We start from the raw sequence: 23,741 nt of genomic DNA, 5'->3' as shown, positions 1-23,741 counted from the left end.
AAAATACATTTGGAAAGAATAAGCAAAAAGTGGATTTATCCTATTTTGTATGGTTTTGACGGTACAAAACCAAATAAAAACCGCCTCCTGTAAAGGAGGCGGTTGCTAGCTTGTCGATTTGAAGTTTGTCTTGCGACTTAAAATATGTATTTGCCCTCAGCAAGCATGGCGTCGGCCACTCTTCTTCTGGCATCTTTTGTATTAAATGGTTCAATTTTGGTGAAACGCTTCAGCCCCATAAGCATCACACGAAGTTCATCGCCTTCAGCAAAAGCCTGGATGGCTTCTCTACCGGCCGTATTACATTTTACTACTGCATTATGAAGATTAATCATCATCATGTCTTTTTCAAGACTTACAGCTTCTTCGCCTTTAATACCTACGAGCTTCTCTACTCTTAGTATCGCAGATTCGGCACAATAAATCTCTATCAACATATCAGCAGCATTCATCAAAATCTCTTGCTCATGTGAAAGCTTCATCATGAATTTCTGAACAGCGGCTCCTGCTACCATCATAACAGCCTTCTTAAGGTTTTTAAGCACCTTCTTTTCGGCTGCAAATAATCCTTCATCGTCATCTCCAAAAGAAGGAATAGACATGATTTCTTTGGCTACTTCGCCGGCTGGGCCCATAAGGTCAAGCTCGCCTTTCATAGCTCTTTTGAGCAGCATGTCTACAATTAGAAGTCTATTGATCTCATTGGTACCTTCAAAGATTCTGTTGATTCTGGAGTCACGGTATGCTCTATCCATAGGAGCATCGGCAGAATAACCCATACCACCATAGACCTGCACACCCTCATCTGTCACGTAGTCAAGCACCTCTGAGCCATGTACTTTCATAATGGCACACTCAATGGCAAATTGCTCCAGAGCTTTTAGTTTAGCTTCAGCATCTGATTTGCCTTCTGCCAGTAATTTCTCAATGAGGTCATCAATGTTTTGACCGGCACGGTAAGAGGCAGTTTCACTCACCCAGATACGTGTAGCCATTTCACCAAGTTTATGCTTGATAGCCCCGAATCTACCGATAGAGATGCCAAACTGCTTACGTTCATTGGCATAGTTTACAGCATGATCTAACACGCCCTTGGAGCCACCTACAGCGGCAATTCCAAGTTTGATTCTACCCACATTCAGAATGTTCACGGCTATTTTGAAGCCCATTCCTCTGTCTGAGAGCATGTTTTCTACAGGTACCACACAGTCGTTAAAGAAAATCTGACGTGTGTCTGAGCCTTTGATACCCATTTTATGCTCAGGCTCGTTCATTGTAATTCCTTCATGTGTTTTTTCTACTATGAAGGCGGTTAGGTTTTTGTCGTCTTCTATTTTAGCGAACACAATGAAAACATCTGCGAAACCACCATTGGTGATCCACATTTTCTGACCATTAATTTTGTATGTTTTGCCATCGGCAGAAAGCTCTGCTTTGGTTTTACCTGAGTTGGCGTCTGAGCCCGAGTCAGGTTCTGTCAGACAGTAAGCAGCTTTCCATTCTCCTGAGGCTAGCTTAGGTAAGTACTTTTTCTTTTGCTCTTCATTACCATAATAAAGGATTGGCAATGTACCAATTCCAGTGTGAGCAGACTGAGCAACTGAAAATGAATGACCAGCACCCAAAACTTCTGCTACCAGCATTGAGGTATTGAAGTTCATACCAAAACCCTCGTATTCTTCTGGTACGGCAGTTCCCAATAGCCCAAGTTCACCGGCTTTATCCATCAAAGAAGAAATAAGCTCTGGTGTTTTGGCCTTGTCAATTTCATCCAGAATAGGATGCACCTCTGTTTTGAGGAAGTCGCGGCAGGTCTCTGCGATCATCTGCTGCTCTTCATTAAACTCTTCAGGAATAAAGACGTCTTGTGCCTGAGTTTCTTTGATCAGGAATTCGCCTCCTTTTATGGCTGAATGTTCTGCTACGGCTGACATATATAGTGTAAAATTTTAATGTAAAACTAAACAGTATGCACGCATACCTTTACAAATAAAGCAAAGAAAATAATGTTATGCAAGCATACTATATTAATTTTTCCAGAAAGAATTGGCTTTAAGGGCAGTTAGAAATGCTGGCCCTAAACACAGAACCGTTATCTGCTCTAAAACCCGGGTTCAATGTGACTGATTGGGCGGCTGTATATTGAATATTGCCTGAAGGCGAAGAGATAATCTGCTGGCTTTGTAAGCTTTGCTGACTCTGATATGGTGATTCAGATGAGCTAACCGTACCACTAATGTTTAGAGCATTAGGAAAACAAGAAGAAACCACTACCTGGGTAGGAGAGGTGCTATTGCTTAAGCAATGCAAAGTTTTGCAGGCTAATGTATAGGAATCTGTGCTGGCCGGACTAAATGTCAAAGGACTTCCGAAACTGCCATTACTCCACTGGTAAGTGCCGTTGCAGTTAGCTCCGGTCAATGTCACGGAGTCTCCGGGCCGAATTTGGCCGGCAGATGCTGTAAAGGATGGGTTGGTTGGTAATGTTAGCGTACTCAGGTCAATGAGAGGGCTAAAGAGAATTTTCTCAGAAGTAGGTTTACGAACATTTAGAGCATAGACACCAGAACCTACTGTTATGGAGTTTGTGCTGTCATAACCCCAGTTTAGTCTGATATAATTTGGACCAGGTAACACCGTATGACTTCGGCAGCAATTACCAAATTCTCCTTCAGCTTCTGCATCGGTATTATTTCTATTTGACCACGCGTAATTATTATATGTAGCAGGTGAAGTCAATGTAATAGGAGTTGACGCATTGCTAGTATTACATGACATCGTTGGTTCTATTAAATCCGTAGCCAATGTAGGTGTAGAAGAAGATAGAAAACCACCGGTAATGCTATTCACCCAGTAACTGGCATGTTCCAGAATGCCGGCGTCAGTATCCATGTGAATGTTATCATGCCTGTAGGTGGTACCTGTAATATTATCTGTAGTAGGCCCATTGAACACGTTGGCATCGTTATCAATAGTGGCCTGCTGACCGTTAATTACATTTGAGGCAGGATTAAAACTATAGGAAGCTCTGGCCACCATCCAGGTAAGGTTTGGGACCTCTGAGTGCTCTCGTGTTTTAGCGATAACCTGTTCCAGGTAAGCCCTGTATGTACTAGAGGCCGTACCGTGGTCAGACTCTCCTTGATGCCATAAGACTGATCTTAAGCCCGTAAGCCCAGTATACATTTTCATAACTATGGCGAGTGCTCCGTAAGGGTGGTCAAACTCTTCCTTAATAAAAAATGAAGGGTTTGTTAGAGGCTCGCCGTTGGCAGATTCTTTCCACCATTGAACCTTAGTACCCCCAAAAGCGGCTCCATAGAATAGAACAGGTACATTTAAGGCAGTCACTAAATCTTCGGAGACTTTACCCCAACACCAAGGTGCAGATTGAAATGGTCCAATAAATAGCGTATCATTTGCTACATCTGTAGAAGCCATTTTTGAGAAGCCGATTGGCAGAAGATCGTATGTATTTTCCCCATTTGAGAAGTGCATTACATTTGACCTGTCTTCATCAGAATCATAACCGATACCGGTTGGATAGTTCCCAACGTTAGGGTCTACATAATCGGTAATTCCTGAAGCGTTTGATTGTCCGGCAACGACAAAAACCTCCCCTATACCTACACGTTCTCTGCCTACCGAGTCAATCACCACGCCATCTTTATAGGCCTTAACGCCAAGTTTATACCAACCTCCGTTGGCCAAATACTTTCCGTAGAAGTACGGTTTATCATCACGGTAATCTATGGTTTGCCAAGATCCTTCTGTACCCTGACCGCTCACTCTTGGGAAAACTTTGGCGGTAATACTGTCGTATTCGGCCGTGAAATTTCCAGTGATATGTATGTAGGCTTGATTGGAGTTATTGCGTTGGTAGATCATTCGCTCTACCGGTAAAGAAAGAGAAATCTGAGCAACGGAAACCGCTGAGGAGAAAGCAAAAAGGCTTAAAAAGATTAACTTTTTCATGATGCGATGGCAAAAATAGCAGAAACTGAAGCATACCTGCCAGATTTCACTTTCAATTTGATTTTAAGGCAAGAAAAGCCGCTACTTTTGCCTCACATGGACCAGGCCAAACTCAAACAAGGTGTCTTGTATATGCTGATTGCTTCTTTCTGCTTTGCATTAGTAGGGGCATGTACGCGATTATTAAGAGATTCGATCAGTTCGGTAGAGTTGGTGTTTTTCAGAAACCTTATTGGCGTATTATTCATCGGCTACTCGGTGATGAGAAGGCCCCTGCAGCAGGTTGGTGGTAAGCCGGCTTTGCTGGTTTTTAGAGGTGTAGTGGGTACAATAGCTCTTTACACTTTTTTCTACAGTATTACACAGATAGGCCTGGCCGAGGCCATCACCTATCAGCAAACATACCCGGTTTTTATTGCTGTATTTTCTGTTTTTGTGGCGGGTGAAGGGCTTCGTAGAAAAGAGTGGATGGCCGTAATTCTGGGTTTTGCGGGGATCTGTTTCATTTTTGTGCCTCAAATGTCCGGAGGTCTGCTTTCTGCCCGAAATCATGTGATAGGCATCACCAATGCCATACTTACGGCATTTGCTTACATGAGCATCAGAGGCTTGAGTGCCTATTATGATTCCAGAAGTATTGTGCTTTCGTTTATGATATCGGGCATTATTTTGCCAATCATTTCTATGGGTATTGCGGAGTTTTATGAAGTACCTCAGCTCGATTTCATCATCGCATCTTACGTGACGCCTAAAGGCTCTGCCTGGCTTTGGATTTTATTGTTGGGAGTAGCGGCTATGATAGGTCAGATTTACCTTACCAAGGCCTTTAGTTATGGCAAGGCAGGTATCATCTCTGCGGTAGGGTTTAGCAATATCATCTTCTCCATTATTTTCGGGGTTATTTTGGGCGATCCTAGCCCAGGGATGCTGGCTTATTTTGGAATTGCTCTGGTAATTATTTCCGGAGTGATGATCTCCTGGCAAGGCAAAAAGAAATAGATTTATCTTTGTCAAAATTCTCCTCTTTTGCAGAGCAACGAACTATTTGATACCGAAACTGTCTTTGTGGATGTGCTGCTGCCGGTACCCATTCCGCAGGCATTTACTTATAGAGTGCCCCGTCATTTGGCAGAGCTGGTGATGACTGGCGGAAGGGTGATTGTGCCCTTTGGTAGAAACAGAGTTTTGACCGGGATCATTTCAAAAGTTCATGCCTCGCCGCCTGAGAAATATAAGGCCAAATACATTTCAGAACTCATGGATGAGTTTCCGGTGGTTACGGCTTCTCAGCTTTGGCTTTTTCAATGGGTGGCAGAATATTATATGTGTCACCCGGGAGAGGTGATGAATATGGCTTTGCCCTCGGGTATGAAGGTCAATAGCGAGTCCAGAATCCAGCTGAATCCTGACTTTGATGATCCTGATAGGTTGGATGATTTTGAGAAGGAAATCGTAAGTCTGGTAGAGGAGAAAGAGTCATTGTCATATGCTGACCTCAGCAAATTTACTGACGAGGTGAATGTCAATAAACTGATCAAAAAGTTAATTGACAAAGGTGCTATTATCGTTTATGAAGAGGTTAAGGAACGATATACGCCCAAAAGAGTAAAAAAGATAAGGCTGGCTAAAAATTTTGCCAATCAGGGTGCTGCCTTGAGTCTGGTTGATGAATTAGAGAAGAAGACAAAGCAGCAGGAGATCATTCTCAAGCTCCTAAGCCTTCTCCCTCCAGATAAAATTGCCACCAAAAACCTTCATGGAGTAGACAAAGCTTTTTTTAAAGATCTTTCCAGCTCTTCCTTGAAAACTTTGGTCAAAAACGATGTATTGGAGGAGTTTGAAGTTACCGTTTCTCGTTTTGAGCAATACGATTCCGATGAGATGATTTCTGTGAATTTGACAGAGCGGCAGCAAAATGCCTCTGATCAGATTATGGAGCAGTTTGCAGAGCAGCAGGTGGTGCTCTTTCATGGGATAACCGGTAGCGGGAAAACTGAAATATATATTGACCTCATTGAGAAAGTTTTGAGTAGTGGCTCACAGGTTTTGCTTATGCTTCCCGAGATCGCTCTTACTACGCAAATAGTCAGTAGGCTCCAGCGGGTTTTCGGAGATAAAATGGGTGTATATCACTCGAAATTCTCTGATAACGAACGCGTGGAGGTGTATATGGGCGTACTGAAAGGCAACTACCAGTTTGTAGTAGGTGTGCGGTCTTCTATTTTTCTTCCTTTTAGTAATCTGGGGCTTATTATTGCCGATGAGGAGCATGAAACCAGCTATAAACAGTTTGACCCGGCTCCACGTTACCATGCTCGTGATGTGGCCATAATGCTGGCTCATAAGTCGCACGCCAAAGTGCTTTTGGGCTCCGCTACACCCTCTTTTGAGTCTTACTGGCAAGCTCAAAACGGCAAATATGGTTTGGTAGAACTGCATCAACGTTTTGGCAAAGCGACCCTTCCATCTTTCGAGGTGATAGACATGAAAGAGGAACGCAAGGCAGAACGGGTGCAGCATGGTTTTAGTCAGAGTTTTCTGGAGGCTCTGGAAGCCAATATCAAACGTAAAGAGCAGACGATCATCTTTCAGAATAGAAGGGGATACGCTCCGTACCTAAACTGTGAAGAGTGTAACTGGATAGGGCAGTGTCATCAATGTGCCGTGAGTCTTACGCATCACATGTATGAAAACACCTTAGTTTGCCACTACTGTGGCTATAAAGAGACGGTGCCCAAGGTATGCCCGGTTTGTGAGTCTACCAGGCTTAAGTCGGTAGGGGTAGGAACCGAAAAAATTGAAGAAGACCTGCAGGTCATTTTTCCGGAAGCCAGAATTCTTCGGATGGATTTAGACACCACCAGAACCAAGAATGCGTATCAAAATATCATCAATGAATTTGCCGAAGGTGATGTGGATATTCTGGTGGGCACTCAAATGATTTCTAAAGGACTAGACTTTGATAATGTAAGCCTTGTGGCTGTTTTTAATGCCGATAAGATGATTTATTTCCCTGACTTCAGGGCGGCAGAAAGAGCCTATCAGATGATAACTCAGGTGAGTGGTAGGGCAGGAAGGAAAGAAAAACCGGGAACAGTTTTTATACAAACCGGTGGGCCAGAGCATAGTGTGCTGAAGTCTGTTTTAGAAGGTGATTATAAAGGGTTTTACGAGCGTGAGATCGGCGAGAGAGAAGGGTTTAATTATCCACCTTTCAGTAGGATTATCAGTATCACTACCAAGCATATCATGCGAAATGTTTCACATCAGGCGGCGGGTAAACTAGCCAATGCATTACGAAGCTATTTAGGAGCACAGCGAGTGCTTGGTCCCGAGAAGGCATTGGTGGAGCGAATCCGCAATCAGTACCTTTTTGAGGTATGGGTAAAACTGGAGAAGGAGAAGGTAAATATGAAAGCCGTGAAACAGTTTATTGCAGAGCAAATTATAGAACTCAACAGCCAGAAGGAGTTTAAAAGTGTTAGGTTTGTGGTGAATGTAGATGTGGTCTGATTCTTAAGACTATAGATTTGAGACTCCAAAATCATTGATTGTTATTGTCTCAAGCCTTCTGGCTCAATAGATTAAAATTAAACAAGATGGGCTTAAAAAACTCTCTTTCTGATTTGTTCAAACTAGGCGAGATCAAGGATAGTGTGATCAAGCTGATAGAGGCGAAGTTTGAGCTAAAGAAACTGGAAATACAGGAGAAAATAGAACGAGCTGTGGCCGATGCTATCTTTCGTTTTGTCTTTCTGGTGCTGGGTTCTATTGCCGTAGTTTTTTTATTAATGATAGCGGCCTGGGGCTTAAACCTTTGGCTGGGAGCTCCATGGGGTTATGTGCTAATTTTTGCTCTGCTAGCTATTACATTAGGCGTTATTTATCTCAAACGTACCGACATCAAACTAACCATAAGAGAGGTGATCCAGAAAGAAATGGATGCCATGGACAGTTAAGCTTCTTTTATCTCTTTTTTTCCCCACCAACTGGCCAGTAAAGAGCCTGTAACGTTCATCAATGGCCCGAAAATAGCGGATGCCAGCCCTACAGTGGCTACTCGGCCCATTTCTACAGCCAGTGCAGATGCCAGGCCGCCGTTTTGCATACCTACTTCTATAGAGATGGTTCGGCTATCGCGTTCATTCATGCCAATACCTTTAGCGGCAAAATAGCCGAATACATAGCCTCCGATATTATGGAGCAAAACAGCTACAAATAGCAATGCCCCTACGGTAGCCAACGAATCATGACCTTTGGCCGTCACAGTGCCGATGACGTAGGCAATACCAGCCATGGAGAAAACTGGAAGTACTGACTTGATAGAGGAGACGAATTTGGGAAGGAAACGGTTTAGGGCAAAACCCAATGCTACAGGCAATATGACCATCTGGCACATACTCCACATCATGGCCAGAAAATCGATATCAATAAACTGTCCGCCCAGGTATTTCATTAAAAGTGGTGTCAATACCGGTGCCAGCATGGTCGCAAAAGTGGTAAGAGTGATCGATAAGGCGATATTGGCTTTGGCCAGCATGGCGATGACATTAGATGCCAGTCCGCTTGGGCTACAGCCTATGAGCATGATGCCGGCTGCAATCTCAGGAGGGAAACCAAAAACATAGGCAATCCCAAAACCCCATAAAGGCATTACCATGAACTGTAAAACTACGCCAATGATCACTTTTTTGGGTGTTTTTACAATCCCGAGGAAATCACCCAAGGTTATGGTGGTACCCATACCAAACATGATGATCTGGAGTACCGGCTTTATTAAGGTGGTGAGTTCAAGATTGCCTACTTTAATGAAATATTGAGGGAAATTATAGGTGATGATCACCACCAAAATGACCACAATGGTGTAAATGTTATTTCTCATGGATAGGGTTTTGTACTAGCAATTTTCAAAATAAAATCGATTTTCGTCCTATGGAACGGAAAGATCGACGACAGAAAAGCTTCTCTATTTGTGTATTGCCTTCTCAATGCACAATTTACGAGGAAATTGAAATTGCTAAGCTGAAAGTCACATGAAAGAAAGACTAATATCTGTAGACGTATTTAGGGGTTTGACCGTCATGCTGATGACCCTGGTGAATAACCCTGGTGACTGGGGGAATGTGTATCCACCACTTTTGCATGCTTCATGGCATGGCTGTACGCCTACTGATCTGGTATTTCCGTTTTTCTTGTTTATAGTGGGTGTGACTACGGTTTTGGCTAGTCCTGCAGACGGTAGTAAGCCTGATATTACTAAAATTTTCATTAGAGCTTTACGGATATTTGGCTTAGGCTTATATCTGAATTTCTTCTCCAAGATTCAGCTTTTTGGACTTGAAGGCTATGCACTTTTGGCTGTTAGATTACTCATAACTGCCGTGGTGGTATATTTACTATTGACCAAATATGAGAAACGGCTTCAACTCATAAGTGCAGTAGCCGTGGTAGGTTTGATGTTCTTTCTGGCTTACGGTTTTGAACACTTTCAGAACGTAAGAATACCAGGGGTTTTACAGCGAATAGCCATAGTCTACCTCATTGTTTCTTTACTGTACAGAAGCCTAAGTTTGAAGATGATTGCTTTCATTGGTTTGGTTCTTTTACTTGGGTACTGGGCAGCCATGATGCTCATTCCTGTGAATGGTGAATTGGGAAATCTGGAAGCCAATGAAAATGTGGCTGCGATGATCGACAGGGTTTTTCTAAGTGGTCATATGTGGAGCCAGAGCAAAACCTGGGACCCTGAAGGCTTATTCAGTACACTCCCTGCTATAGGAACCGGGATATTGGGCTTGTTTGCCGGGTTGATAATCTCGGGTCGATTACTGAAAGATAAGAAATGGAGGACCTTACTATATGCCGGCTTTGCCTTAGTATTATTTGGCTATCTGTGGCATCAGGTTTTCCCAATCAATAAGGCCTTGTGGACTTCCACCTTTGTGCTGTTTACAGCAGGTTTGGCTTGTGTTTCTTTGGTGCTTATTCAGTTCATCGCTGAGAAGACAAAAGGAGAACAATGGGCTACGCCATTTCTGATTTTTGGAGTAAATCCAATGCTTGTTTTTTTCTTCTCCGGCATTATTCCAAGGGTATTATCTTCAATTAAAGTAGGCGATCAAGGCTTACAAGGTTATATCTATGATCATGTTTTAGGGTTCATTTCAGATCCTAAATTGCACTCATTGAGCTGGGCATTATTTTATCTGGTTTTCTGGTCTCTGATTCTACTTTGGTTCTGGAGAAAGAAGATATACGTAAAGGTGTAACGAAGATACCGATGTGATAGGGAACTGAGCTTAATTAACCTCCAATAGTGGTCATGCTCTCTGTTACTTCTGCAGATCTCAGAGACTCGGCTTCAAAACCATCTTTGGCTCTGTTAGTAAAGGCTGTGTACAGTTTTTCTTTGATGACTCCATTATCATTTTCAGATCTAAGGAGGTCTCTGATATTCATAACTCCGTCATCATAAAGACAGGTTTTAAGTGTACCGGTAGGTGTCACTCTGATGCGATTACACGTACCGCAAAAAGTACGGCTGAACGCCGCAATAACACCTACAGAGCCTTTGAAGTCATTGATCGCGTAATTATAAGACGTAGAATTTGGCTCATCTTGAAGTTTATGAAGTGAAGGGTAAGTCTCACGAATCATATCAATAATTCGGGTATGACTCATAAAGGCTTCTTTATTGATACCACTTCCATTGAAGGGCATTTCTTCAATAAACCTTACCGACACTGGAAGGTCCTTTGCCAGTTTTACCATCGGAATGATGTCCTCATCATTTTTACCCGCCATGATTACGGCGTTTATTTTGGTTTTGATATCATTCTCCAGTAGAGCATCTAGCGTTTTCAGTACGCTTGATAACTCATCTCGGCGAGTCATATCAATAAACCGCTGACGGTCCAGAGTGTCTAGGCTGAGATTGACAGAAGAAATTCCAAGAGCTTTTAATTCTGGTACCAAAGGAGCAGTTAGCACACCATTGGTAGTGATATTCACTTGCTCAATTCCATTCAGCTCCGTGATACTTTGCAATAGCTGCATCATATCTTTTCGGACGAAAGGCTCTCCACCGGTAATGCGAACCTTATTGATGCCCATTTCGGCCATGATGCTGACCATACGCACCATTTCTTCGAAGGTCAATAAGTGCGGCTTGGGCAAAAACTTGATTCCCTCTTCGGGCATACAATAGAAACAACGCAGATTACAGCGATCTGTCACTGCCAGTCGCAAGTAATTGATAGGTCTGCCATGGTTGTCTCTTATCATCTTTCTTTTTCCTCTTTGGCTTTTGCCAATTTACATCTACTTTGATAAAGTTTTAAGAACGATTCTCTCAAAATGCCTTCACTGTTTGTATAACGTGTTCCACCGCGGTTTTGATCTGTTCTTCGGTAGTAAATCTACCCAGACTAAAGCGAATTGAAGAGAACGCATCAGCTTCTGAAAGTCCCATTGCTCTCAATACATAAGATGGTTCTGTGGAGGCTGAGTTGCATGCCGAGCCATTTGAAACAGCTATTTTGGACATTCGCAGTAGTATTTCCTCTCCATCTACCCCTTTGAAGCAAATATTACTAATGCCCGGGACTCTTGGGCTAAATTCAGCATTGATTTGTACTTTATCTAAGGCACTTTTTAAGCTGTTCTCTAATAATTGAGTAAGGTTGTTTAGCCTCTCATGCTCTTTCTCTCGTTTACTTTCGGCTAATTTAAGGGCCTCAGCTAAACCAACTATGCCAGCGACATTCAATGTGCCGCTGCGGCGATTTCTTTGGTGCTTGCCGCCGTGAATTTGAGGCGTGAATGCAATATCTTTTTTAGCCAGAAGGCAGCCCATTCCTTTTGGCCCGTAAATTTTGTGGGCAGAAAAGCTAACGAAGTCTGCATTGGGTATTGCCAACTTACCTGCTCCCTGAGTAGCATCGATATGTACTTTTATGTCTTTCTCTTTGCAGAGGTCAATAACCTTATCAACAGGAAGAAGGACTCCGGTCTCATTATTCACTTGCATTATAGATACCAAACGAGTGTTTGAGGCCAGGTGTGACTGAAGTTCTTGGAGGTCAATTTGGCCTGCTTCATTTACTGGCAGATAAACGACTTCAACTCCCTTTTCTGCCAGATAGTGTGCCGTATCTATGGTAGCCTTATGTTCTGTTTGAACCGTAACTAATTTTCCCTTGAAATTTAGTTTCTCAAAAAAGCCAGTCAACGCAAGGTTGATAGATTCTGTAGCTCCGGAGGTGAAAATGACTTCTTTTGACCCAAAACCAGAAAGCTTGGCAATGCTTTTCTTTGCTTCATCTACAGCCTCTTCAGCCAGCCAGCCATAAGCATGAAATCTGCTGGCGGCGTTTCCGTAAGACTCTGTAAACCAAGGTAACATACTCTCCATTACCGCAGGGTCTACGGGCGTGGTGGCAGCAAAATCAAGATAGATGGGAAGATCAGAAGCCTTCATTGGTCGCCATTCTTACGAGTTCGGCAGTATTATTCAAGCCCGTTTTCTTGAGCATATTGGCACGGTGGTTACTCACGGTTCTAATACTAAGCGTGAGTCTTAAAGCAATGTCTTTACTGCTAAGTCCTTCGGCAATAAAACGAAGGATCTCCTTCTCCTTTTTAGAAAGCTTATCCAGCACACTTTCAGATCTATTCACTTTGGCTTTAGGAATACCCTGACCTTGAAGAGTGGAAACAAGAATGGCCGATACCTCAGGTGGGAAGTATTTTTCACCACTATGCACAGTTTTCATTGCCTTTAAGATCTCTTCTTTCTCGGCATCTTTAAGAATATACCCATCTACACCATTTGTGACACTATTGACAATGTAATCTGGGTCATTATGCATAGAGAATATCAGCACTCTAACTTTAGGAAATCGAGCCCTGATTTTTTTTGCGGCCTCAATGCCGTTCATGCCCGGCATGTTTACATCCAGAAGTATGAGGTTCGGTTCCAGAACAGGTATTTTCTCAAGGGCCTCTTGTCCGTCAGATGCTTCTCCGGTAATTTCTAATCCCTCTTCTTCTTCCAGAAGAAATTTCATTCCCTTTCTTACAACCTCGTGGTCGTCTACAAGAAGAAGTTTAATAGGCTCAGACATTACTCATTTACTGGTTTCACCGGCAATTTAATGAAAATGTCGGTTCCGCCACCCTTGATTGTAGTGAGTTTAAATGAGCCATTCAGAAGCTCCGTCCTTGTTTTCATGTTTTCGATACCATTATGGATCAAAGACATCCTGCTTTGCTTAAGCTCATTGGTGTCAAAGCCAACGCCATTGTCTGTAATACTGAGCTCCAGAGCATCATTATTGAGGTTCAGGCTCACTTTCGCGATACTCGCCTGAGCATGTTTCATGATATTATTGAGGGCTTCCTGAACAATTCTATAAATGGCAATCTCAAGCTTCTGATCGTATCTCTTTTCGGGCTCGTCAATATCCAGTTCTATCTCGATATCAGGAGAGGTATTATGAGAAACCAAGATTTTCAAGGCAGAAGAGATGCCGTAGTCATTGAGAACTGTTGGCATAAGTGTAAAGGAGACCGCCCTGGAGGTGTCAATGGTTTCATTGAGCAGTTCTCGGGTCTGCTCATAGGCTTTCTGATATTTTTCAGATACATCTGCAGATTTAAGTCGGCTCAGGCCTAGCTTAACACCAGTGAGCATTTGGCCCAGCCCGTCATGAATTTCTCTGGAAATTCGCTTTCTCTCCTCTTCCTGTCCTTCTAATAGTGAAGCTGATCTAACCTTGTCTTCGGCCCTTTTGAGCTCGTATCTTTCTTTGATAGCCTTATCCAAGTCTTCCTGAATTGTTTTGAGCATTCTATTAGAGACGGATAACTGGCTGTAAGTATCTTCTAATTTCTCACGAGAGTCAATGAGCTCATTGATCACCTTTTTGACATAATTTGACAAAGGCTGAAAAATGAATAAAAACTCAATAACCAAGGTAGCCAAGGTTAAAAACAGAATAAGGAATTCTATTTTTTTGAGGTTTGAGAGGGTTCTTGCACTTTGATGGTCGTATTCATAAACGATACTATCCATTGTGTCAAGAAAAACAGATTCACTCTCCAGCAGTGTAGTCAGGTCAGCATCTGACTCACCGGTAATCTGGCCTTTAAAAATTGAGATCATCGTCTCGTAAGACGGTGTAATCGCAATAAACAGACTGTCTATGGTCGCATTGTTTTTTACCTGATACCGCTTTTCTTCAACCAGTTCATTGTCCTTTAGTCCTTTGTGTACGGTTTCCCAATCGCTCAGACTTTCTTCAAATTCTGAATCAAGATTTGTGTTCCAATGGTCAGGACTGGTTTGATGAAGAATCGCCAGTTTGGTAAGTCTTTGAGAAAGCATCCTTTGCCTTCCGGCAAGGTTAATTATACGGCTACTATCTGTGTTATTGCTAAGAATAAACTGGATAAGGCCGTGCCCGGCGAGCGTAAGTATAGCCACCAGAGACAAGGCAATAATGTACTGTATAGTAAGTCTTTTAGATACTGCCTCGTCTATTGAGTTCATACTGACGCCGTCGATTATTTCATCGTCCTGCGTCATTCCACTCCTATATAAACTAAATCGTTGTCTATTTTAATAGGGTAAGTTTTAATGCTGTACTCTTCGCCACTGAGGCAGGAACCTGACTCCAAAGAAAAGGTTTTTTTATGAAACGGACACGCCACCTTCGGTGTATCATCTGAAGAGCCGATCATTCCACGCGAGAGAGCCATCTGCTGCTTATGCGGGCATAAGTTTTGAGTAGCGTACCATTCCCCTCTACGTGTAAAGTTATAAATGGCTATCTGTTCTTCATTGATCAAAACACAGGCTCCACCGTTTTCTGGCACATCATCTGTTTTACAAGCCAGCGTCCAATTTATTTTTTCCATTACTTCAGACATATCTTTTTGTGTTTGGGAGGGTCCGGAAGACTGTCACCCCACTTGTTATTAAAATGTTTAGGCGTTCCAGTCTGCTGCTTTTACCTGATCTCTCATTGGAACTAATTCTACATTCGGGTCTTTGACCTCCGGTGCATTTACGAAATGAGTAAAGCGTTTTCTAAGCTCAGGAGTCTCTACCACCTCTTTCCACTCACATTTGTATTTTCCTACCAGTGAATCCATTTCAGCTTCCAGTTCATCATTGATGCCCAAAACATTGTCAATTACCACAGATTTGAGGTAAGAAATACCACCTTCTAGTTTATCTAACCAGGCGGCTGTACGCTGAAGTGGTTCTGCCGTTCTGATATAGAACATCAGGAATCTATCAATGTATTTTATACAATCTTCAGAGCTCAGGTCTGTAGCCAAAAGGTCTGCATGGCGAGGTCGGGTTCCTCCGTTTCCGCAGACGTACAGGTTCCAGCCTGCTTCTGTGGCGATAATTCCAAAGTCTTTACTTTGGGCCTCTGCACACTCTCTGGTACAGCCAGAAACTGCTGACTTCAGTTTATGAGGAGATCGGAGTCCTTTGTATCTGTTTTCTACTTCAATAGCAAAGCTTACGGCATCTTGTACCCCAAAACGACACCAGGTAGTACCCACACAGCTCTTTACTGTTCTTAAGGCTTTACCGTAGGCGTGACCACTCTCAAAGCCGGCGGCTACCAGTTCTTCCCAGATTTTAGGCAGGTCACCCACGTGTGCACCAAACATATCAATTCTCTGACCACCGGTGATTTTGGTGTATAAACCATATTTTTTTGCCACTTCACCGATCACAATTAGCTTGTCTGGGGTGATCTCCCCACCAGGAATACGAGGTACCACAGAGTATGTTCCACCTCTTTGAATATTCGCCAGGAATCTATCGTTTGAATCTTGCGATACATCACGACCCTTTTCCAGGACATTATCGTTCCAAAGACTAGCCAAAATTGAGGATACGGCTGGCTGACATTTTTCGCACCCGTCGCCGGTTCCATGAGCCTTCAGTACTTCGTCAAAGGTCAAATGACCCTTCATTTTGACGAGGCTTAGAAGCTCTTGTCTGGTATGGTCAAAGTGCTCACAGATAACTTTACGTTCTATAATTCCTTGCTCTTTTAACACCCCACTAACGAGGTCTTGAACTAAAGGCACACAGCCGGCACAGCCTGTACAAGCTTTGGTAGATTTTTTTATTTCATCTATTGTACGGCACCCATCATTAATTTTTTCAATGATATCGCCTTTTGAGACCGCTTCACACGAACATATTAGAGCACTGTCTGGAAGAGCCATTACCCCAGCACCTTCATCCTCGCCTCCTCTTGATCCCAAAATCATATCTTCAGGATCTGCAGGGATAGGCAATTCATTTATACAGACCTGCTGCAGCATATTGTATTGCTCAGCATCGCCAATTAAGATACCACCAAGTAATTTTTTATTATGTGTATCAATGTTAACACGCTTGTAGATGCCTTTTGCTTTGTTTTCATAAACAATAGTCTGGCAATCTGGCTCTTCAATAAAGGCATTACCAAAACTGGCTACATCTACTCCGATTAGCTTGAGTTTAGTACTCATATCAAATCCTGTAAACTCTACCTTTTTGGAGATCGCAGGCTTATCAAGCTTGGCGGCAATTGAGTTAAATGCCACTTCTGACATTTCATAACCCGGAGCTACCAGGCCATAAATCATATTATCATATAAAGCACACTCACCTATGGCAAAAATATTTTCGTCAGAGGTTTGCATTTGTTCGTTAACAAGAATACCACCTCGAGGCCCTACTTCCAGGCCGGCCTTACCCGCAACTTCATCACGAGGTCTTATCCCTGCAGAGATGACGACCATATCAGCTTCCAGGAATTGTCCATCATGAAACTCTAAGCCTGTAACTGAACTTTCGCCACTAAATCGGGCTGTATTTTTACTGCAATGCACGGTTATGCCCAGCTCATTCAGCTTACCTTCCAGGATAGAAGAACCTTTATCGTCAATTTGCCTTGGCATTAACCTAGGGGCAAACTCCACCACATGTGCATCTTTAATACCTAGATCTAATAACGCTTTTGCTGCTTCCAGACCCAAAAGGCCACCACCTATAACTACACCTCTGCTGGCCTTTTGAGCATAGGCTTTCATCAAGTCAAGATCTTCAATGGTACGGTAAACAAAAATACCATCCATGCCTACACCTTGTATATTAGGAACAAAGGCTCCAGAGCCTGTAGCCATAATGAGATAGTCGTATGTCTCAGAAACTCCTCTGTGAGAAGTAACTGTCTTTTGCTCAGGGTTTATCTCTGTGATAGAATCGCCCAGGTAAAGTTTGATTCCGTTATCAGTATACCACTCCTTAGGAGCCATGGTGAGTTCTTCTAAGGTTTTTTCACCGAAATAGGCACTTAAATGAACGCGATCATATGCTGGTCTGGGCTCTTCGCCAAAAACCACTAATTCTACGTCATCATAAATAGGGGAGTTTACGGCCTTCTCACAGAATTTGTAACCCACCATTCCATTTCCTACTACTACGATCTTGCACTTTTCCATTAGCAAATAGCATTAATTATGTAAAAACAACTAATAATTATACTCAATTCTAAAATTTGTTCAAATGAGTACTTACTAGTGATTCAAATGTATGGCAATAATTAATAATAGCAAAATAAAACACTAATAAATAGCATATAATAAAAATATTATGGCATCAATAGGAACTTTAATTTTAAATTGTTTCATTTGTTAAGAATTAGAAAATAAGTATAAATACTCATTATGAAATTATCACTTTTAGGAGCGGGGCCAGGAGATGCAGAGTTAATAACTATGAAGGCCGTAAGGATACTGGGAGAAGCAGATGTGGTAATGTATGATGCATTGGCAAACGAGTCTCTTCTGACTTATGTGAAACCAGAAGCAGAACTAATATATGTAGGTAAGCGAAAGGGGATGCACTCAGTATCTCAGGATGAAATCAATAGAATCATTCTGGAAAATGTAAAAGCTGGCAAACATGTGGCCAGGCTTAAAGGTGGAGATCCCGTGGTGTTTGGGAGAGGGTTTGAAGAGATGGAAATGGTTGAAAAGTATGGAGTTGAGGTAGAGTTAGTGCCAGGTATTTCCAGTTCAGTAGCGGTGCCTTGTCTTGCTGGAGTGCCGGTAACAAAAAGAGGTGTCAGCGAAAGTTTCTGGGTATTGACAGGGCATACCAAGAGTAGCCAGCTACCTGAAGATATGTATTTGGCAGCCAGATCAAACGCCACAGTTATCATACTTATGGGTATGAGCAAGCTGGCTGAGATATGTCAGGTTTTTATAGATGCAGGAAAGGAAGACCTGCCGGCGGCTATTATTCAGGAAGGGTCCACAGATCGTGAAAGAATGGTAGTGGGTGAGGTTGGTACAATCGCCGAGAAGTCAAAAAAAGAAGGAGTGTCTAATCCTGCGGTGATTGTTTTTGGAGAAACAGTGAAGTGTTCTCCTGAGTATTTGAAATCAGAAGTAAATAGACAAATCAATGCTTATGTCTGAGAGTAAGTTAATCAAAAAAGAGGTGTATAAATCTACCTGTAGCTACTGCGGAGTGGGCTGCGGCGTAGATATCATCAAAAAGACTGATGGTAATATTCTGATTGAAGGAGATAAGGATCATCCTGTAAATAGAGGTATGCTATGCTCAAAGGGGATGAATCTTCACTATACTGTTAATGATACCTCAGATAGGCTACTTCATCCTCAGATGCGATACAGCAGAGCCATGCCTCGCCAAAAAGTTAGCTGGGATACGGCCTTGGATAGAACTGCAGCCGTCTTTAAATCTTTGATGGAAAAATTCGGGCCTGATTCTGTAGCATTTTACGTTTCGGGTCAGTGTCTTACTGAAGAATATTACCTCTGGAATAAACTCATGAAGGGGTTTATTAAGAGTAATAATATAGATACTAACTCTAGGCTCTGTATGAGCTCGGCGGTAGTGGGCTATAAAAAGACTTTGGGAGAAGATTCTGTGCCTGTTTGTTATGATGATATTGAGTTAAGTGATGTGATTTTAGTAGAAGGTGGTAATCCGGCTTGGTGTCACCCTATTTTATGGAGAAGGGTGGAGGCTCATAAGGAGGCTAATCCTGATGTGAAGATCATTTGTCTGGATCCCAGAAAGACACAAACTGCTGTTTCTTCTGATTTACATATACCGCTTTTACCGGGTACAGATGTGTTTTTTAATAATGCTGTTGGGCGAGAGCTGATTGACAATGGCTGGGTAGATCCTGCCTTTATCGAGAAGTCTACTTTAGGTTTTGAGGACTATAAAAAGGAAGTTTGCTCAAAGACAATTGAGGAATATGCTGTGCTTTGCGGCATTTCTGTTGAGAGTATCAAGCAGACGGCTCAGTGGATTGCTAAAGCAAAAGGCTTTTTGAGCATGTGGACTATGGGCTTAAACCAGTCTGCTATAGGCGTAGAGAAAAACCTTTCTTTGATTAGTCTCTCGCTTATTACCGGTAAAATCGGAAAGCCGGGGAATGGTCCTTTCTCTTTGACGGGTCAGCCCAATGCCATGGGAGGTAGAGAGGTTGGAGGTTTATCGAACATGTTGGCTTCTCATCGTGATTTCACAAATCCTACTCATGTAGAGGAGATGGAAAGCCTTTGGGGGGTTAAGGGTCTTTCTACAAAGGCTGGCTTATCTGCTACCGAGATGTTTGATGCCTTAGAAAGTGGAAAGTTAAAGGCAGTGTGGATTGTCTGTACAAACCCTCTGGTAAGTTTGCCAAACCTGAAGAAGATTGAAAATGCCCTGAATAAGGCGGCTTTTGTGGTGGTTCAGGATATTTCAGGCAACTCTGACACGGTTGCTTTTGCAGATGTGGTTTTGCCGGCCGCTGCCTGGGCAGAAAAAGAAGGTACCATGACCAATGCCGAACGCCGAATCTCAAAGCTGGATAAGGTAGTGGAGGCTCCAGGAGAGGCACTTCCAGATACAGAAATCATTTGCAGGTTTGCTGAGAAAATGGGATGGGGCGAGTCTTTTGATTACAGCCATCCATCAGATATATATAATGAGTACAAGAAAACCACAATCGGTACTAATATCGATTGTAGCGGGGTGAGTTATGATTTGTTAAGCAAGGGCACTTTGCAATGGCCGTATACACAGAATGGTCAAACTCAAAGTCGTTTATTTACAGACCATCAGTTTTATACCTCTGATAAAAAGGCGAGGCTTCTTCCTGTAAAAGGAGTGAATACCTCTGAGTCTACCTCAAAAGATTTCCCGTTGGTATTGCTTACCGGTAGAGTAAGAGACCAGTGGCATACCATGACCAAAACCGGGAAGGTGAATAGGCTGAATCAGCACAAAAGCAAGCCTTTTGTGCAAATGAATCCTGCTGATGCTGCCGAGCGAAAAATTAAAGATGGGAAGCTGGTAAGTGTTAAAGGGCTGAGAGGGGAGCTGAGGGTAAAAGTAGAAGTGACTGAGGATGTACGCCAAGGTACCTGCTTTATGCCGATGCACTGGGGTAAAATTTTGAAAAGTAATTTAGGGAGGGCAAATGAACTGACCGGAGACAAGGTAGATCCAATCTCCAAAGAGCCTGATTTTAAGTACTCTGCAGTTCAGATAGAACTATATAAGAAGCCTTCTGAGAAGATAATTGTGATAGGGGCCGGTTCTGCTGGTCTTGGTTTTATCAATACCTACAGAAAGCTCAATTTCAGTGATGAGATTAAGGTTTTTTCGAAGGAGATTTATCCTTTTTATAACCGTGTTATGCTGCCCGATTATGTTAGCGGAACCCAGCGATGGGAGCAGCTGGTAAAACTGAGAGAAGAGCAATTTAATGATAATGCCATCAGAGTTTACAAGGGTGTAAGTATTCGACACATTGACCGCAAAAACAAGGTTGTGGTAGATTCTAATGGCGATGAGCATAGTTATGACAAGTTATTCCTGGGTATGGGTAGCCGAGCTTTTATGCCGGGTAACTTCCCTAAAATGGGAGGGATATTCAATATGCGAAGCCGTATGGACGCAGATGCCCTTGAGCCATTTATTGCTAAGAATGGCCGGGCGGTTATCGTAGGAGGGGGGCTTCTTGGTTTAGAGATGGCGGCCTCTTTAAGAGAGATAGGTATGCCGGTAACGGTGGTTCAGAGAATCGGTCGTTTTATGGATCGCCAGCTTGATGTACAGGGCAGCTCCATTTTACATGAAGAAATTATTAGCCGAGGCATTGAGGTTTTTTATAATGACGAGGTAGAGCAATTCTTCGGAAACGGAGAAATAGAATCTGTCCGACTTAAATCTGGTCACAAGCTGGATTGTTCTCTGGTGATAGTGGCGGCTGGTACCAGACCAGGTATAGAAATTGCCAAAGAGTCTGGCTTGGAGTGTAATAGAGGAATTGTAGTCAATGACTACATGCAAACCTCAGATCCATCCATTTTTGCCTGCGGCGAAATAGCTCAATGGCGTGGTGAAATGTGGGGAATAACTGCGGCCGCTGAACAGCAGGCAGAGGTAGCTGCTAAATTTATTTCCGGTGATATTTCATCTCCGTATAGAGGTAGCCTTTCAATGAATATCTTAAAAATGGAGGGGCTTGATTTATGCTCTCTGGGTGAAATAGAAACTCCGGCAAATGACCCTACTTATGAAGAGGTTATCTTCTTAGATAAGGCGAAGCACTACTACAAAAAATGTCTGATTAAGGATGATAGACTAGTAGGAGCGATTCTCATTGGTGATAAATCTGAGTTCCTGGAATTCAAAGACCTTATTGCTAACAAAATCGAACTTTCAGATAAAAGGCTAGAGCTGCTTCGCTCAGGTAAAAAGGCCGAGCCGGTTATAGGTAGATTGGTATGTTCATGCAATAGCGTTGGTGAAGGAAATCTGAAGCAGAAAATAGAAGCCGGAATTTGTGATTTTGCAAAACTATGTGATGCTACAGGAGCAGGAGCAGGTTGTGGATCTTGCAGACCAGAAGTGAGGTCTATCATTGAGATTACTCAAAGAGAGCAGCAGATAAAAGAATTGAGTGAAAAAGCAGTAAAAGTTTAAAGATGATACAGGACTTTAATGTAGTTAGGGTGAATTATCTGGGTGGTATTGCATCGCCGGGTGAGCTTAGAAACCTACTGGAGATTTTAAGAATCTGTGAGGTGTCTGATCTAAGGTTTGGTCTAAGGCAGCAGTTGATTTTTAAGGTTTCTGTACTTCATGAAAAAACATTTAACCAGCGAATGGAAAAGGCTGGTATAGACCACTATATCGATGGTAATCCTCATCCGAATGTGGTTAGTTCTTATGTGGCAGAGGAGGTGTTTCAGTCTGGGAATTGGCTTACTGAAGGTATTTATAAAGATGTTTTTGACGGTTTTGATTTTAATCCAAAGCTGAAGATTAACATTTCAGATAATGACCAAAGTTTTACGCCGTTTTTCTCTGGTCACATCAATTTTATATCCTCAGCCAAGCCTAACTTTTGGCACCTGTATTACAGAAAGCCAAAGAGTAATGATCTTATAGAGTACGACGAACTTCTGTATAGTACCGAGCTGGCGGCCATCGCCAAAAAAATTGAGGTAAACCATTTTCAAAATAAAACCCCTTTTGAAGGTTTACCAAAGGTGATCTCATCTGAGATTGACCGCAAGCTGGAGCTTCCTCAATTTACACTTCCTTATTATGAAGGTTTTAACAGATACGGCAGGAAGTCGTGGCTCGGTATTTACAGGAGAAATGAGGTATTCAAAATCAACTTTCTGATTGATCTGTGTACGCTGTGTATAGAGACTAAAATCGGGGAGGTTTGCCTTACGCCGTGGAAGTCAATCATTATCAAAAACATTGATAATAAGGATAGACCAAAGTGGAGTAGTCTTTTGGCAAAGCATGATATTAATGTACGTCATGCCGCCAATGAATTGAATTGGCAGATAGAAGATGACTCTCCCTCTGCCCTCCAGCTAAAGGCCAGACTGGTGAGGTATTTTAACCAGAAAGATTTAAGGAGTTTTGGTATCTGTCTGGGTATAAAGACAAGGCCCGGCACTGAGGTTTTTGCAAGCATTCTGGTGACGAGAAAGAAATACCTGGGATTGAGCTTTTATGACATCACCTATACCAGAGATTATGATCCAAATGGAAGAGAGGTGGCGTATTACGCCAAAAATGTACTTGGTTTCAATTTGCCTGAGAAATTGAGACGTTCCGTTTTGGAGTTTAATGAGCATATCGCTTTTTATCAGGAGCCAGAACCAGGTCAAAGCTCTGTGCAGTCAAAAGATGTAGAGCTGGTGGAGGTCTATGAGTGCAAAAATTGTAAAACGGTATATCATGATGCGTTCGGAGATGCGGTAAATGGTATTCTGCCGGGAACTCCGTTTTCAGAGGTCGATGATGACTATACCTGCCCCGTGTGCTTTTCTTCTAAGAATGAGTACCAGAAAAAAACTTTAGCCTCTTCTCTTTTTGTGGAAAATACTTAATGAATCTTCTTTTCGGTTTGAGTTGATACAATTTGCCCTCTTCGGAGGGCTTTTTGTTTGAGTATACTTAGTGGTGATTTGAGGGGGTGCGTTTTGAGGCTTGTAAAATATTATACCTTTTTATTGATTCAAAACAGAATAAAAGTTTGTACTTGTGATATTTCAAATCGATTTGATAATGCTTGTTTGAGAATATGCAAAATTATCAATTTGTGATATTCTTAAATTGACTTGTAATAAATAAAGAACATGCCCTTAATTATACCAAATACTCATTAAATACTTTGAGGATAAGACTG

At 42.4% G+C, this 23,741-nt stretch carries 16 protein-coding genes; 7 read left to right on the top strand and 9 right to left on the bottom strand.

The genetic code is table 11. The features are described 5' to 3' along the window. Window positions 1-137: 137 nt before the first annotated feature. The gene (locus ACUXV0_RS11380; RefSeq protein WP_446189673.1) at window positions 138-1,934 is read right to left on the bottom strand and encodes an acyl-CoA dehydrogenase family protein; all 1,797 of its coding nucleotides are present in this window, start codon (window positions 1,932-1,934) and stop codon (window positions 138-140) included. Between the two features lie 118 nt (window positions 1,935-2,052). After that, window positions 2,053-3,975: a 3-coathanger stack domain-containing protein gene (locus ACUXV0_RS11375; protein WP_446189672.1), complete on the bottom strand. Its 1,923-nt coding sequence runs from the start codon at window positions 3,973-3,975 to the stop codon at window positions 2,053-2,055. A gap of 6 nt (window positions 3,976-3,981) precedes the next feature. Between ACUXV0_RS11375 and ACUXV0_RS11370 the strand changes: the two genes are divergently transcribed. The 3 genes from ACUXV0_RS11370 to ACUXV0_RS11360 all read left to right on the top strand — a co-directional run bounded on the left by ACUXV0_RS11370 (window position 3,982) and on the right by ACUXV0_RS11360 (window position 7,934). Beyond that, window positions 3,982-4,974, top strand: coding sequence for a DMT family transporter (locus ACUXV0_RS11370; RefSeq protein ID WP_446189671.1), 993 nt, complete (start codon window positions 3,982-3,984; stop codon window positions 4,972-4,974). Window positions 4,975-5,001: 27 nt separating this feature from the next. Further along, window positions 5,002-7,488: a replication restart helicase PriA gene (priA, locus tag ACUXV0_RS11365; protein WP_446189670.1), complete on the top strand. Its 2,487-nt coding sequence runs from the start codon at window positions 5,002-5,004 to the stop codon at window positions 7,486-7,488. Window positions 7,489-7,574: 86 nt separating this feature from the next. Further along, the gene (locus ACUXV0_RS11360) at window positions 7,575-7,934 is read left to right on the top strand and encodes a phage holin family protein (protein ID WP_446189669.1); all 360 of its coding nucleotides are present in this window, start codon (window positions 7,575-7,577) and stop codon (window positions 7,932-7,934) included. On the opposite strand, the gene ACUXV0_RS11355 is transcribed toward ACUXV0_RS11360, so the two are convergent. After that, entirely contained in the window at window positions 7,931-8,857 is a 927-nt protein-coding gene (locus ACUXV0_RS11355; RefSeq protein WP_446189668.1) for a bile acid:sodium symporter family protein, read from the bottom strand. The genes ACUXV0_RS11360 and ACUXV0_RS11355 overlap by 4 nt on opposite strands. Before the next feature lie 151 nt (window positions 8,858-9,008). Between ACUXV0_RS11355 and ACUXV0_RS11350 the strand changes: the two genes are divergently transcribed. Continuing rightward, window positions 9,009-10,244 (top strand): acyltransferase family protein, encoded by a 1,236-nt coding sequence (locus ACUXV0_RS11350; RefSeq protein ID WP_446189667.1) that lies wholly within the window; start codon window positions 9,009-9,011, stop codon window positions 10,242-10,244. A gap of 34 nt (window positions 10,245-10,278) precedes the next feature. Here ACUXV0_RS11350 and moaA read toward each other — a convergent pair whose 3' ends face one another. The 6 genes from moaA to nirB all read right to left on the bottom strand — a co-directional run bounded on the left by moaA (window position 10,279) and on the right by nirB (window position 17,496). Then, complete coding sequence (gene moaA / locus ACUXV0_RS11345; RefSeq protein ID WP_446189666.1) at window positions 10,279-11,259, bottom strand: GTP 3',8-cyclase MoaA; 981 nt, start codon at window positions 11,257-11,259, stop codon at window positions 10,279-10,281. Window positions 11,260-11,326: 67 nt separating this feature from the next. After that, window positions 11,327-12,454 carry a cysteine desulfurase family protein gene (locus ACUXV0_RS11340; protein WP_446189665.1) on the bottom strand — a complete coding sequence of 376 codons (1,128 nt, stop codon included), beginning with the start codon at window positions 12,452-12,454 and terminating at the stop codon, window positions 11,327-11,329. Next, on the bottom strand, window positions 12,441-13,100 hold the full coding sequence (locus ACUXV0_RS11335; RefSeq protein ID WP_446189664.1) for a response regulator: 660 nt from the start codon (window positions 13,098-13,100) through the stop codon (window positions 12,441-12,443). Before ACUXV0_RS11335 ends, ACUXV0_RS11340 begins: the two co-directional genes overlap by 14 nt. Continuing rightward, the gene (locus tag ACUXV0_RS11330; RefSeq protein ID WP_446189663.1) at window positions 13,100-14,563 is read right to left on the bottom strand and encodes a histidine kinase; all 1,464 of its coding nucleotides are present in this window, start codon (window positions 14,561-14,563) and stop codon (window positions 13,100-13,102) included. The genes ACUXV0_RS11335 and ACUXV0_RS11330 overlap by 1 nt, the downstream gene beginning before the upstream one ends. Continuing rightward, on the bottom strand, window positions 14,560-14,895 hold the full coding sequence (nirD, locus tag ACUXV0_RS11325) for a nitrite reductase small subunit NirD (protein ID WP_446189662.1): 336 nt from the start codon (window positions 14,893-14,895) through the stop codon (window positions 14,560-14,562). The genes ACUXV0_RS11330 and nirD overlap by 4 nt, the downstream gene beginning before the upstream one ends. Window positions 14,896-14,964: 69 nt before the next feature. Beyond that, window positions 14,965-17,496, bottom strand: coding sequence for a nitrite reductase large subunit NirB (gene nirB, locus ACUXV0_RS11320; protein WP_446189661.1), 2,532 nt, complete (start codon window positions 17,494-17,496; stop codon window positions 14,965-14,967). Window positions 17,497-17,721: 225 nt separating this feature from the next. Here nirB and cobA point away from each other — a divergent pair, with 225 nt between their 5' ends. From cobA to ACUXV0_RS11305, 3 genes are read left to right on the top strand one after another with little or no spacing between them, the layout of a single operon-like run. Further along, window positions 17,722-18,477, top strand: coding sequence for a uroporphyrinogen-III C-methyltransferase (gene cobA, locus ACUXV0_RS11315; RefSeq protein ID WP_446189660.1), 756 nt, complete (start codon window positions 17,722-17,724; stop codon window positions 18,475-18,477). Next, window positions 18,470-22,012, top strand: coding sequence for a molybdopterin-dependent oxidoreductase (locus tag ACUXV0_RS11310; protein WP_446189659.1), 3,543 nt, complete (start codon window positions 18,470-18,472; stop codon window positions 22,010-22,012). The genes cobA and ACUXV0_RS11310 overlap by 8 nt, the downstream gene beginning before the upstream one ends. 2 nt (window positions 22,013-22,014) lie before the next feature. Continuing rightward, window positions 22,015-23,442 (top strand): rubredoxin, encoded by a 1,428-nt coding sequence (locus ACUXV0_RS11305; RefSeq protein WP_446189658.1) that lies wholly within the window; start codon window positions 22,015-22,017, stop codon window positions 23,440-23,442. Window positions 23,443-23,741: the final 299 nt, after the last annotated feature.

The organism is Jiulongibacter sp. NS-SX5 (assembly GCF_052828545.1).
This window is presented reverse-complemented; position numbering and strand designations above follow the sequence as displayed.